The following is a 13147-nucleotide window of genomic DNA, read 5'->3' on the forward strand; positions in this document are numbered from 1 at the left end:
ATGCCGCTGACCCTTTCGCTGAATACCAATCCGCTGGTGAACCGCTTCGCCGACCCAGACGACCTCATCGACACGGTTGCGCATGATTTGCGGATCCGCGACCTCCAACTGACCCACGAGTTCATCAATCCGAGCTGGCCGGCGCCCGTCATCCGCCGCCTGACGCGCACGATGAGCGCTGCGCTGAAGCGCACCGGTGTGCGGGTCACCTCGGGCATGACTGGCCCCTATGGGCGCCTCAACCATTTCGGACATCCGGATGCCGATGTGCGCCGCCACTACATCGACTGGTTCAAGACCTTTGCCGACATCACCGCCGATCTCGGCGGCCACTCGGTTGGCACGCAATTTGCGATCTTCACCTACAAGGACTTCGACGATCCGGTCAGACGCCAGGAACTGATCAAGATCGCTATCGATTGTTGGGCCGATGTCGCCGAGCACGCGCGCGCCGCAGGACTCGCCTACATGTTCTGGGAGCCGATGAGCATCGGCCGCGAGTTCGGCGAGACGATCGGCGCCTGTCTGTCGCTGCAGGAGCGGTTGACATCGGCCGGAATGGCCATCCCGATGTGGATGATGGCCGACATCGATCATGGCGACATCACCTCCGCCGATCCCGACGACTACGACCCCTATGCCTGGGCACGCGCCGTCCCGTCGGTATCGCCGATCATCCACATCAAACAGAGCCTGATGGACAAGGGCGGGCACCGGCCCTTTACCGCCGAATTCAACGCCAAGGGCCGCATCCAGCCGGCACCTCTGCTGCAAGCGCTGGCCGAAGGTGGGGCGAAGGACAATGAAATCTGCCTGGAACTCTCCTTCAAGGAACGCGAGCCGAACGATCGCCAGGTCATTCCGCAGATCGCCGAAAGCGTCGCCTTCTGGGCGCCGCATATCGACACCGGCGCCGACGACTTGAACATCTGAGGTGGAGATCTTTAAAAGGCAGCACTGCATACGGCGGAATCGCCGAATGACCTTCGAAAAGGAGCCGTGATGACGGACGCAGATGATACGCTTGCCGTGCGTGCTGCCTGGCTTCACTATGCCGGTGGCCTGACGCAGTCCGACGTTGCGCGCCGCCTCGGCGTGCCGTCGGTAAAGGCCCATCGCCTGATCGCAAGAGCGGTCGCCGATGGCGTCGTCAAAGTTACCATCGACGGGGATATCGTCGAATGCGTCGAGCTGGAGATGCGGCTTTCGGAACGGTTCGGGCTTCAATATTGCGAGGTCGCACCCGATCTCGGCGAAGAAGGCTTGCCGCTCCGTGCACTCGGCCATGCCGGCGCCGGCTATCTCAAGCGCGAGATCGAGCGCGGCGACAATACGGTGATCGGCCTTGGTCATGGCCGCACGCTTTCCGCCGCCGTCCAATATATGCCGAGGGTAAGCGCGAAGAACCTGCGCTTCGTCTCCTTGCTTGGCGGCCTGACACGAAACTACGGCGCCAATCCCTATGACGTGATGCATCGCATCGCCGAAAAGACCGGCACCCATGCCTATGTGATGCCGGTTCCTTTTTTCGCCAATACCGGCGAGGACCGCGAAGTGCTGAAGGCGCAGCGTGCCGTCAAGGAGGTCTTCGATCTTGCCAATAATGCCGATCTGAAGCTCGTCGGCCTGGGCACTGTCGATGCCGAGGCGCAGCTGGTTTTGTCCGGCATGGTCGAACCCGGTGAAATCGACGACATCGCTGCCGCCGGCGGCGTTGGCGAAATCCTCGGACATTTTTTCGACGCCGACGGCCATATCCTCGACACCGCGCTGACGGCGCGCACGCTGTCTGCGTCCTTTCCCAAAACCAAGAAGGAGCGGCTCGTGGCGCTGGCGGGCGGACAGTCGAAAGTGGCGGCCATCCGGGCAATTCTGAATAGCCGCCGCCTTTTCGGGCTGATTACCGACGAACGAACCGCGCAGGCACTGCTGAAGTAGCTACCGCAAGACAACAACATTTGATCGCAAAATAACATAATAAGTGTTGATTATCACGTTTACTCCGTTATCTTAACATCAACGATGGGTGGAGATCGGGATGAGGCGAGAAGAGCGGCAGCAGTTGATCGTCAACCTGCTCGTCGAAAACAAGACCGTCGATCTCGACGACCTTGCCGATCGCTTCACCGTGTCAAAGATGACGATCCATCGCGATCTCGACGATCTCGAGCAGGCCGGCGTCCTGCGCAAGGTTCGCGGCGGCGCGACCATTGACGCCGGAACGCAATTCGAAAGCGACTTCCGCATTCGCGAACGCCAGGGCAACGAGGCCAAGCTGGCAATGGCTGAGACCGCACTGGAACTGGTCGAGCCGGGGATGACGGTGATGGTAAACGACGGCTCGATGGCGGCCGTGCTCGGCGAAATGCTGCTGCAGAAGCGGCCGCTGACCTTGATCACCAACAACGCGGCGATCATGGAGCGGCTGAAAGGCGAAGCCGGCATCACGCTGATCGCGCTCGGCGGCATCTACTCGGCCAAATTCAACGCCTATCTCGGTGTTGTTACCGAGGAGGCACTGTCGCGGCTGAGAGCCGACATCGCCTTTATTTCGACGCCTGCCGTCAGCGGCGGGCGCGCCTATCACATGGACGATAACGTCGTGCGTGCCAAACGGGCGATGATCGCGTCGTCGACCAGAACCTGCCTTCTGGTCAACCATCAGCGCATCGGCCACACCGCGCTGCATGTTATGGCGGATCTGGCCGACTTCGACGCGATTATCACCGACAGCGCACCGGATGCCGCTGTCCTGGAGGAATTCGAGCAGGCGGGCATTACGCTCACCATCGCATCAACGCAGGATCCGACATGACCGAAAAGCCGCACTTCTGGATTGGCACCAGCTGGAAGATGAACAAGACGCTTGCTGAAGCCGAGCATTTCGCCCGCGGTCTCGAAGCTGCCGATGCCGCGCGCGACCCGCGTATCCAGCGCTTCGTGATTCCACCCTTCACGGCGGTGCGCGAGGTCAAGGCGATGCTTGCCAAGACCTCGGTGAAGGTCGGCGCCCAGAACATGCATTGGGCCGACCAGGGTGCCTGGACCGGCGAAGTCTCGCCGGTGATGCTGAAGGACTGCAATCTCGATCTCGTCGAGCTCGGTCATTCTGAGCGGCGCGAACATTTTGGAGAGACCGACGAGACTGTGGGTCTGAAGACCGAAGCGGCCGTTCGCCACGGCCTCATTCCGCTGATCTGCATTGGCGAGACGCTTTCCGACCGCGAAAGCGGAAAGGCTGCCGACATCCTCGCAACCCAGGTGCGCGGCGCGCTTTCGAAACTTTCGGGCGCCCAGAAAAGCGCCGAAATCCTGCTCGCCTACGAACCGGTCTGGGCGATCGGCGAGAAGGGCATCCCGGCGACTGCGGATTATGCGGATGCCCGCCAGTCCGAAATCATCGCCGTTGCCGAAGCTGTGCTGGGCCGGAAGATCCCCTGCCTCTACGGCGGGTCGGTCAACCCGCAGAACTGCGAAGAACTGATTTCGAGCCCGCATATCGACGGGCTCTTCATCGGCCGTTCGGCCTGGAATGTCGAAGGTTACCTCGACATCCTGGCCAGATGCGCCGCCAAACTCTGAGGAGAAAGACAATGAAGCTTGCCATTGCAGGAGACAGCGCCGGCGAAGGCCTCGCCAAGATCCTGGCCGACCATCTGAAAGAGCGCTTCGACGTTTACGAAGTCTCGCGCACCAGCGCCGGTGCCGATCCTTTCTACGCCAACCTCTCGGACCGCGTCGCCTCAGGCGTCATCGACGGCACCTACGACAAGGCGATCCTCGTTTGCGGCACCGGCATCGGTGTGTGCATCTCGGCCAACAAGGTTCCGGGCATCCGCGCCGCCCTGACGCACGACACCTATTCGGCCGAGCGTGCCGCGCTTTCCAACAATGCGCAGATCATCACCATGGGAGCCCGCGTCATCGGAACGGAGCTTGCAAAGTCGATCGCTGACGCGTTTCTGGCCCAGACCTTCGACGAGAACGGCCGCTCTGCCGGTAACGTCAAGGCCATGGACGATCTTGACGCGAAGTACAGCGCCCGCTGAAGAATGCTGATGGTGATGCCGGGCCGGGGTGTGTTCAAGCCACTGAGGCCGCACCGGGAGGACCAGCGCGACGACTGCTCGGCCCGATCCACGGGAGGCATCTCCGCGTTAAGTCCTTGAATTGAGATTCGTTTCGACTCGGAACAATCGGCCGATTGATTCGGTTGAGTCGCGTTGTTGCCATCGAAGCGAAGAAGAACCAGATGAAAAAGCTGAGCAGGCCAAAGTCCAAGGCTGGGGAAAAGCAAGAGCCGGCATCGAGCAATATCATCAGAATCATGAGTGCTCGGCGCAAGTCGGTCGACGCCGAAAACCACCCGGGGAGGCGTCAGACCTACTCATGAAGCGCTCGCGCCGCCCCATTCTGCCCTTGCTCGACGAGTCCCGCTCAACGCTGCAGTCTCGTCCGATCCGCAAGCGCGACCCCGACCAACCCAGCCTGCCCTTCGATCCAATGCCGTCGCGCGTCGAGCCCTGCCTTGCACTGCTGAAGCCGACCGTGCCCGTGGGGCCGGATTGGCTCTATGAGGTGAAGTTGGATGGCTATCGATTGGCAATCCACATTGAGCCGAAGGGTGTGCGGGTCATCACCCGCGGCGGCCATGACTGGACCCATCGCTTTCCCACCATCGCCGCCGCAGCGAAAGAACTTGGCGTAACGACCGCCATTCTCGATGGCGAGGCCGTTGTACTCGATGATCATGGCCGATCGGATTTCGGCGCCCTGCAGCGCTCGCTCGGCGGGCGGGGCGGCAAGCGAGTATCGACCGAGTCGATCCTGGTCGCCTTCGACCTTCTCTATCTCGATGGACACGATTTGACCGGCACCGAGCTTGATGTACGCCGGCACCTGCTTGAAGACCTGATACCGGAAGGCGACGATCAGACGATCCGCATCTCCGAGGAGATAGAGCTGCCGGCGGAAGATCTCCTCGAGCACGCCTGCCATCGTCATCTGGAAGGCATCATCGCCAAGCATCGCGACCGGCCCTACGGCAGTGGCCGCACGGGCGACTGGCTGAAGATCAAATGCGTCCAGAGCGAGAGCTTCATGATCGTCGGTTATGAGCCCTCGGCATCCGCCCGCGGCGGCATCGGCAGGCTGCTGCTGGCCGGTAGACAAGGGTTCGACTGGATTTACGTTGGCTCCGTCGGAACTGGTTTCGGTGCCAGCGATGCTGAATACCTGAAAAAGACGCTGGACCGGTTGAAGACGAGCCGGCCGGTTGTTCCCCTGAAGGGCAAGCGCCTCGTCCTCGTGCAGCCGACGCTGATCGCCGAGATCGAGTTTCGCGGCTGGACGGATGACGGCAATCTCCGCCATGCGTCTTACAAGGGGCTGCGCGAGGTTCAGGACAACGCCGCTGTCTTCGATATGACCTACATTTGATCGCTTTCAGCAGGTCAAGACGCCGATCAGAGGCTCTCCTGAAGAAGCCCAAAACTCGGCCGCCATTCGAATATATCGACGCTCGCGTAAACGCAGGAGCGGACGAAGGGGTCTTCCGCGCTGAACGCATCGAACTCGGCGAGCGTTTCGACCTCCGCGATCACGATTGCGGTGGAACCCTTGCCCTCCGCCGGCGGTGCGGAAGGTCCGGATAGCAGGATGCGGATCGTCGCGCCATGCAGATAGGCCTTGTGTTCTTCGAGCAATCGGGAACGTTCTGCAGCCTTGCCGGGGTCGGATACCGCATAGCGGGCAACGATCATTGTCTATTCTCCATCGGCGTCAGCACAAAATCGAAATCGGAACGCCAGACCGTCGCACGATCGACACGCTCGAAAGGCGCGACCAGGCTGTTTTTGACACCAAACACCGTATCGGATTCCAGATAGGGATCGTCGCCGACAAAAGTGTGGGTTACGAGCTTTTGATAACCTGAAGCCATGATCAGGTAATGGGTATGGGCAGGACGGTAGGGATGGCGGCCGAGGGACGTCAACATCTGGCCGACCGGGCCGTCATCCGGGATCGGATAGGAAACCGGCTTTATGCCGACGAAACTATAGGTGCCATCTGCGCCGGTGACGAAGATGCCCCGGTTGTTCCACTTCGGCTGGATATCCGGCTGCTGGACGTCGTAGAAGCCGTCGGAATTATCCGACCATACATCGATCCGGGCTCCCCCGATCGGATTGCCGTTAATATCCAGCACTCGCCCGATGAAGAGACAGCTCTCGCCCTTGCCGTCGAGCGAGATGTTTTCGCCCATCTGCCGTAAGGGCGCTCCTTCGACATGGAAAGGTCCGAACACCGTATTTTCCGTGGCGCCTGGCGGGCGCCGGTTGTTGATCGCATCCACCAGCATCGACAGCCCCAGCGTATCGCTGAGCAGGATGAACTCCTGTCGCTCGTCATGACAGAGATGGCCGGTACGGGTCAGGAAGCCTATGGCGAGCTCCCATTCCGCCTGGGTCAGGCTGATATCCTTGGCAAAGGCATGCAGGTGCTTCACGAGCGACGCCATGACTTCGGCAAGGCGCGGATTAATGCCCTGCCCCATCCGCGAGTTGACGGCTTCCACGGATCTCTCTTCGGTGAAATATTCAGGCACGTGGCCATCCTCCTCAGCATTAACGCGGCCGCGCGCCCTCCCAGGCGCTCTGCAACAAAGCCCGGATTGCTTCCCGTTCGATCGGGCGCGGGTTCCAGTAGGGGTTTTGGGCGGCGAGTTCCGCCGCACGGTCCAGGTCGGCAGCCTTCATGCCTAGATCGCGCAACGCCAAGGGGGCGCCGATCGAAGCTGCAAAATCATAAAGACCGCTGCCCAGCGAGCCGCCGAAAAGATCGGCAGCGGGTTTTAGCGCATCCGCTGCGGCTGAGGCGTTGAAGGCAGCAGAATGGGGAAGAATGACCGCATGGGTTTCCGCATGCGGCAGATCGAAACTGCCGCCCAGCGTATGGCAAAGCTTGTGGTGCAGGGCCATGCCAACCGCTCCGAGCACCGTGCCGCACAGCCAGGAACCGTAAAGCGCTTCGCTTCGCGGCTCGATGTCCCCAGGGGCATTGACGATTTGAGGCAAAGCCTGCTTCAGCGCGCGCAAGCCCTCGACCGCCATCATTGACGAAATTGGATTGCGATCCTGTGCATAGAGACCTTCGACTGCATGCGCCATCGCATTGAGTCCGCTGCTGACGCTGATGTTGACCGGCAATCCCAATGTCAATTCCGGGTCGTAGAGCACCACTTCGGGCAGGATGCTGGGCCCGCGGACCGTCGTCTTCTGCCCGTTCTCTGTCTGGCCGAGGATCGGTGTAACCTCCGACCCCGCATAGGTCGTCGCCACCACGATTTGTGGTGCGTCGTTGCGATAGGCGATTGCCTTGCCGAGACCGATCGTCGATCCGCCGCCGATCGCGACCACGCAATCGGCGCCGGCTGCGTTATATGCCGCCATCGCGCGCTCGGTCACATCGACCGGCGTATGCATCGTCGCATCGTGGAACAATCCCGCCGCAAGCGGGCCGAGGGATGCGGCGATCCGTTCAGCTTCCGCCTTCTGGTGCGGGGTCGAAAGGATCAGGGCGCGCTTGCCGCCCTGCCCTGCAATCGCCTCGGCGAGACGGTTCAACGAGCCGCTCCCGAAGAAGACCTGGGCCGCGCTGGCCGTGTATCTGAAAGGTGCAACCATGCTATCGATCGAGTTTAAAGAGTGAAACCGCGTTGGTGCGACCGATCTTCAGACGGTCGGCTTCGGAGATGGTCGTGCTGTCGAACCAGTTTGCAGCATGGTCGATGTTCTCGAATGGCCAGTCCGTCGAGAACAGAATTCGGTCTGCGCCGATTTCCAGCATAGCATCGATCAGCGATTGCGTGCGGAAGTTCCCCGACGTCGTGATGTAGAAATTCTCGTTGAAATAATCGGCAATCGGGCGTTTGGCCGGATAGTTCTTTTCCACCTTGACCCACGCATTCCGGTTGTCAATGCGCCACATCATGTATGGCAGTCCCTCGCCCATGTGACCAACGATGATTCGCAAAGCCGGATGTTCGTCAAACAGGCCGGATCCCATCAAGCGCAGGGCATGAACTGCGGTCTCCTGCGCGAACGCCCATGTCGGCCCCATCAGCCAGGAATGGCCAGCATAGATCCGGCTATCCTGCGGCAGCGGGTTGCGTGGATGCAGATAGAAGGGAACGTTGAGTTTTTCGACTTCGGCCCAGAACGGACGGTATTGCGGCAGGTCGTAGTAGAGCGGCGTCGTTCCGTCGCCTTCCTGCGAGAAGCCATTGACCAGTGCGCCGACAAAACCCATCGTTGTCACGCAGCGCTGCAATTCCTGCGCAGCCACATCCGGATCCTGCAGGGGCAAAGCGGCAAATCCCAGGAAACGGTTCGGGTTTTTGAGGCATTGCTCCGCCAGAAAGTCGTTGGCGCGTCGGGAAATCTCCAGGGCCTTTGCCTTGTCAGGGATCGCCTGCACAGCCGGAGCGTTCAGCGACAGGATCATTTTCTCGATGCCGTGGGCATCCATCAGCCGCAAACGCTTGTCCTGGATATCCAGAAGACGGGCGGACAGTTCCGTCCAGTAGTCGCCCGGCACGAATCCAGCCGAATCCTGCAGCGTCTCGGGAATGGCGAAATGTTCTTCAAGCGCGATCTTGCCTTGCACGATATGCTCACTTTCCTGTCTTAATCGAAATACTAAGGATGGCGGGTCAGAATTGCCCCTTGGGCGGAAGACCGAGCAGCTGCTGGCCGACCATGGTGCCGACGGCATCCCAGTTCATAGAAATGTGGCGCCCGACGGCATTTGCATCTCGCCATGCCCGCTGGACGGGGTTGGACATCTGGAGGCCGAGGCCGCCTGTCGATGCATTGAGTGCTTCCACAGCCCGAAGAGCCAGGCTGACCGCAAAGGACTGGCTCCGCCGGGCAAGAATCCGATCTTCCTCGGTGATCTCGCCGGTGCCATCCTCGCGGGCCTGGGCCAGTTGCTGCGCCCGGGCGATATCGCGCAGCATGATTTCGCGGGCCGCATCCACGGATGCCGAGGCTTCCGCCACGCGAAGCTGAATCGTCGGAAACTCGGCGATCTTGTTGTTGCCGCCGGCAACTGCACCACGTGTCACACGGGCCCCCATGTGGTCGATATAGCTCTCCAGAGCGCCCTTCGCCGCCCCGACGGCTGCGGTGCCGAGGCAGAACGGAACCCCCATGAGGAGCGGAATGTTGAAAAGGCCGATACCCTTGTAGCCACGTCCGCCCGGCGTTCTGCCCGAAGTCGCATCCGGAAAGCTCAGTATGCGGTATTCCGGAACGAAGACATCCTTGAGGATCAGGCTTTTTGAGCCGGTGCCCGCGAGGCCGACCACGTCCCAGGTCTCGGCGATGGTATAGTCGCTGGCGGGAACCAGAAGAAACGCCGGTACAGGACGCTCCCCCTCGCCGTTTGGCGGAATGATCGCCGCACAGAGCGCCCATTGGGCATTTTCGCATCCGCTCGCAAAGGCCCAATCGCCGGATAGCCGGAAACCACCCTCGACACGTTCAGCCATACGGACCGGCGCATAGGAACCGCAGAGCAGCGCATCCGGATTGCTGCCCCACACCTCCTGCTGAACCCTTTCATCGAACATGGCAAGGAGCCATTGATGCGCGGAAAGGAGGCCGGCAACCCAGCCGGTGGAGGCGCAGGCCGACGACAGCTCGATATTTGCATCGACAAGCTCGGCAAACGATCCTTCGTCGCCACCGAAACGGGCGGGCTTGACGATATCGAAATAGCCGGCGGAGCGCAGCAGATCGATATTGCGCGCCGGCACACGGCCGGATTTCTCGGTATCGCGCGCGCCGGCACGGATTTCGTCCAGCACCGGGGCGATGCGATCTTTAAGGCATGCGTTCTCAACCCGCGCCGCGGCGGGAAACAGGGCAGCTGTATTGTTCATGGAACTACTTTCAGTTCTGGGATGCAGGGAGCGCGTGTTGTGGTGCGCAATATTTGGAGTTCTCGTACATCAGCGCGACGGTGTCGTCGGAATGGCGTGTATCGACCACCTGCCCGATGAAGATCGTGTGCGTTCCATAGGGAACTGCGCCCATGCGTCGGCAGACAACCGAGGCATGAGCGGAGCCCAGCACCATCATGCCGCGCTCATGGCGAACCCAATCGGCAGCGTCGAATCGTCGCTCAGGCGCAATCTTGCCGCTGAAACCTTCCGATACGGCTGCCTGCCTGTCGGTCAGAACGCTGACGGCGAATTCCGGCACCTCGAGCAGCATGTCGTGCAGGTAGGTGCGATTGTTCAGGCAGATGATGAGAGATGGCGGATCCATCGAAAGTGATGTGACGGCGGTGGCCGTCATTCCATGATCCGCACCATTGCGACAGGCGGAAATGACCGTCACCGTCGCCGGGAAACGGCGCATGGTCGATCGAAACGCATCGCTGATCGGCGCGGGGGCCGGCGCTATGCCGAGGGCAGCAGTGGCAGACATGATTTCCTCCCGTGTCTCCTTGGCGTCAAAATTATTGCATTTGCAACTATTGTCAATGCAAATTTAGAAATTGGGCGGGAAAATGCTTGATCTACCCACCCCTTCTCGGCGGTCGAAAGCCAATCATGTTGTCATCCCGGTCATTTAGGTGCATGTCGGAGAGAGCCCTCAGCAAGCCGAATCCGCAGCAGACAGAGACATGTACAAACTTACCGATTCCGTTCCCTATCTTCTCAATCGCGCCGGCGTGCGGATAGCCGAGGTATTCGCGCAGAGAATCGCCGAAGACAATCTCAGCGTGGCGATGTACCGGGTTCTGGCCATGCTCAAGGAGCGCCGGGAGAGCACCCTGGGGGATCTCGCCGACGTCGTCTCTGTCGAGATTTCGACGCTTTCGCGCCTCGTTGGCACACTGGCCAAGCGCAAGCTGGTGTCGCGAACACGTCCGGAAGATAATGGCCGTATCGTCATCGTGAGACTGACCCCGCAGGGTGAGGCGCTGACGGAAAGGCTCATGCCGCTTGCCGTCGAGCTTGAGCGTACCGCGGTTCAGGACATGTCGGACGAGGAGGTCGCAGCACTGAAGAAGGCGCTGCGCCGCATGCACAGCAACCTGCCGGCAATGTCCGGAAAGGGAAAAGTTGCGGGCTGAAAAGTTTGCAGTTGCAAATATTTTGTTCGCAAGTATTTAATAGCATGTCATCGTTGTCTTGACATAGCCCGTTTGCGGGTGAGTCTGGCGCTGGGAGGAACCACGCCGGCAACGATCCAGGAGGATTTGTACACGGATCGACGCGGACCTGCCGCTGGCAGGAGCGTACTTCCTGTACGCAAATGTATGGGGAGGGAAAATTGGCCATACAAGATCTCGCTATTATCAACGAACGTGTTCGCAGCCCGAATATCATCATCGCCCTTTGCGGTCTGCTGATCCTGTTCGACGGCTATGACCTGATCGTTTACGGCGCAGTCGCGCCGGCGTTGCTCGGTGAAGCCAGCTGGGGCTTGACGCCGGGCATGGTCGGACGCGCAGCCTCCATCACCCTGTTCGGTATGCTGCTGGGTGCTCTCGTTGCCGGAACACTTGCTGACAGGATAGGTCGTCGCAAGGTCATCATCGGCAGTCTGCTGAGTTTTTCCGTGATGATGATCGGCAGCGGTCTTGCGCCGGACTTTCTCGTTTTCGAAGGAACACGCTTTCTCGCCGGCCTGGGCCTTGGCGCTCTTTTTCCAACGGTAACCGCTTTGATCATCGAGTTTTCTCCGCCGAAGCGGAAGGCAATGGCCTACTCGATTGCTCTTCTGGGGTATCTGGCCGGCGGCATCATCTCGGGTATCCTCGGAATGCTGCTGGTACAGACATACGGATGGCGTCCACTGATGATCATCGGCGGCGCACCGATCCTGCTTCTGCCTTTCTTCATCCGCCTCATCCCCGAATCCCCCGAATGGCTGGCAACGAAGAACCGCCAGACCGAAGCCAACCAGATTGCAAACCAGTACGGGCTGCCCGATCCCGTAGCCAGGCCTGTTGCGTCCCGCCAGGTGGGCATCCGGGCGCTGTTTTCCGAAGGTCGCCTGCTGCCGACATTGAACGCATGGGGCATCCACTTCTGTTCGCTTCTGCTCACATTCGGTATGGTCAACTGGCTTCCGACCATCATGAACAAGATGGGCTATGACCTCGGTTCCGCCCTCCTCTTCTCCGTAACGCTCAATCTCGGAGCCGCAGTCGGCCTCCTGATCGGCGCAAGGATTGCCGACCGCGGAAACGTCAAAGTAGTCGTCGCGGGTATGTTTCTTCTCGGAGCCTGCTCGATCTGGTTGCTGACGCAGGTGGATCAGGGCCTCCAGGTTTATGGTCTCGTCGCACTTGCCGGTACGGGAACGATCGGCACGCAGATCCTCGCCAACGTTCTCGTTGGAAACCTCTATCCGGTCGAGATTCGTGGAACTGGCCTTGGCTTCTCGCTCGGCATCGGCCGTATCGGCGGCATGATAGGGCCAGCCATCGGCGGTGCGGTTCTGGGTGCAGGCCTGGCTCCGCAGTGGAACTTCTACATCTTCGCATCGGTCGGAGTCTTGGGATGCGTCCTCGCGCTCATGACGTTGCTGTATCGCAAAAAGGCTGATTGACGGCCAGATTGCCGGCAGGTTTGGCATCCAGAACCTGCCGGCAATGCAACTTTGTGAAGTCAATGCCTGATCATCGCCGACGGCTCTTGCGCGTTCACCGAGGCGAAAGACCGGAAGCGCAAGGACAAGTGGTTGCTGCCGGCGGCACGCTGGCGATCGAGCAGGTCGGCTAAATCCCCGTGTCGTAAAACAAGATAAATAGTCGACGAAGCGGCCGACATCCCGTATGCCGCTCATATGTCGCTCCGACAGGCAACAGAAAGTGACAACTATGGCAAACCCGCCCCGCAGATCTGTCAATCCAATGGATGCTGCCGAAGCGTTGTTCAAACCCGCGAAGAAGAAGCCGGAACAAGCTGTTGAGCGGCCGGCGCTGCCGAATACCAAGGAGCTTGTTTCGCTCAAGATCGACAGTGATGTGCTTGCCTTTTTCCAGGGAGATGGCCCCGGCTGGCAGGATCGGATCAACGATATATTGCGCGCCGCGATGAAGAACAGGCTCTGACCCTGTTGCG

Annotated in this window: 15 protein-coding genes; 9 read left to right on the top strand and 6 right to left on the bottom strand. The window is 60.3% G+C overall.

Going from position 1 to position 13147, the window contains the following annotated elements; genetic code table 11:
- From OIU37_RS19830 to ligD, 6 genes are all read left to right on the top strand, one after another.
- Positions 1 to 933 carry a sugar phosphate isomerase/epimerase gene (locus OIU37_RS19830; protein ID WP_180695953.1) on the top strand — a complete coding sequence of 311 codons (933 nt, stop codon included), beginning with the start codon at positions 1 to 3 and terminating at the stop codon, positions 931 to 933.
- A 69-nt stretch (positions 934 to 1002) separates the two neighbouring features.
- Positions 1003 to 1938 (top strand): sugar-binding transcriptional regulator, encoded by a 936-nt coding sequence (locus tag OIU37_RS19835; RefSeq protein ID WP_007637081.1) that lies wholly within the window; start codon positions 1003 to 1005, stop codon positions 1936 to 1938.
- A gap of 100 nt (positions 1939 to 2038) precedes the next feature.
- Positions 2039 to 2815, top strand: a complete 777-nt coding sequence (locus OIU37_RS19840; RefSeq protein WP_003562480.1) for a DeoR/GlpR family DNA-binding transcription regulator — start codon at positions 2039 to 2041, stop codon at positions 2813 to 2815.
- Positions 2812 to 3582, top strand: a complete 771-nt coding sequence (locus OIU37_RS19845) for a triose-phosphate isomerase (RefSeq protein WP_180695951.1) — start codon at positions 2812 to 2814, stop codon at positions 3580 to 3582. Before OIU37_RS19840 ends, OIU37_RS19845 begins: the two co-directional genes overlap by 4 nt.
- Positions 3583 to 3593: 11 nt before the next feature.
- Positions 3594 to 4049, top strand: a complete 456-nt coding sequence (locus OIU37_RS19850; RefSeq protein WP_017996196.1) for an RpiB/LacA/LacB family sugar-phosphate isomerase — start codon at positions 3594 to 3596, stop codon at positions 4047 to 4049.
- Between the two features lie 340 nt (positions 4050 to 4389).
- Positions 4390 to 5439, top strand: coding sequence for a non-homologous end-joining DNA ligase (gene ligD, locus OIU37_RS19855; RefSeq protein WP_180695950.1), 1050 nt, complete (start codon positions 4390 to 4392; stop codon positions 5437 to 5439).
- A 26-nt stretch (positions 5440 to 5465) separates the two neighbouring features.
- Here ligD and OIU37_RS19860 read toward each other — a convergent pair whose 3' ends face one another.
- Genes OIU37_RS19860 through OIU37_RS19885 form a run of 6 tightly spaced genes read right to left on the bottom strand, consistent with a single transcriptional unit; the run spans position 5466 to position 10496 of the window.
- The gene (locus OIU37_RS19860; RefSeq protein ID WP_264258532.1) at positions 5466 to 5762 is read right to left on the bottom strand and encodes a YciI family protein; all 297 of its coding nucleotides are present in this window, start codon (positions 5760 to 5762) and stop codon (positions 5466 to 5468) included.
- Positions 5759 to 6607, bottom strand: a complete 849-nt coding sequence (locus OIU37_RS19865; protein ID WP_180695948.1) for a dioxygenase — start codon at positions 6605 to 6607, stop codon at positions 5759 to 5761. The genes OIU37_RS19860 and OIU37_RS19865 overlap by 4 nt, the downstream gene beginning before the upstream one ends.
- A 19-nt stretch (positions 6608 to 6626) precedes the next feature.
- A complete protein-coding gene (locus OIU37_RS19870) occupies positions 6627 to 7685 on the bottom strand; it encodes a maleylacetate reductase (RefSeq protein ID WP_180695947.1) in 1059 nt (352 codons plus the stop codon).
- 1 nt (position 7686) lies between these two features.
- On the bottom strand, positions 7687 to 8667 hold the full coding sequence (tsdA, locus tag OIU37_RS19875; protein WP_180695946.1) for a gamma-resorcylate decarboxylase: 981 nt from the start codon (positions 8665 to 8667) through the stop codon (positions 7687 to 7689).
- Between the two features lie 46 nt (positions 8668 to 8713).
- Positions 8714 to 9946, bottom strand: a complete 1233-nt coding sequence (locus OIU37_RS19880; RefSeq protein ID WP_180695945.1) for a flavin-dependent monooxygenase — start codon at positions 9944 to 9946, stop codon at positions 8714 to 8716.
- 10 nt (positions 9947 to 9956) lie between these two features.
- Entirely contained in the window at positions 9957 to 10496 is a 540-nt protein-coding gene (locus OIU37_RS19885) for a flavin reductase family protein (protein ID WP_171603145.1), read from the bottom strand.
- 199 nt (positions 10497 to 10695) lie between these two features.
- Here OIU37_RS19885 and OIU37_RS19890 point away from each other — a divergent pair, with 199 nt between their 5' ends.
- The 3 genes from OIU37_RS19890 (at position 10696) to OIU37_RS19900 (ending at position 13137) form a co-directional block, all read left to right on the top strand.
- Positions 10696 to 11148, top strand: coding sequence for a MarR family winged helix-turn-helix transcriptional regulator (locus OIU37_RS19890; RefSeq protein WP_029871602.1), 453 nt, complete (start codon positions 10696 to 10698; stop codon positions 11146 to 11148).
- A 182-nt stretch (positions 11149 to 11330) separates the two neighbouring features.
- Positions 11331 to 12632 (top strand): aromatic acid/H+ symport family MFS transporter, encoded by a 1302-nt coding sequence (locus OIU37_RS19895; protein WP_180695944.1) that lies wholly within the window; start codon positions 11331 to 11333, stop codon positions 12630 to 12632.
- Between the two features lie 271 nt (positions 12633 to 12903).
- Positions 12904 to 13137, top strand: coding sequence for a BrnA antitoxin family protein (locus OIU37_RS19900; RefSeq protein WP_171603147.1), 234 nt, complete (start codon positions 12904 to 12906; stop codon positions 13135 to 13137).
- Positions 13138 to 13147: the final 10 nt, after the last annotated feature.

Source organism: Rhizobium sp. BT-226 (genome assembly GCF_025847085.2).
Classification (GTDB): Bacteria; Pseudomonadota; Alphaproteobacteria; order Rhizobiales; family Rhizobiaceae; genus Rhizobium; species Rhizobium sophorae.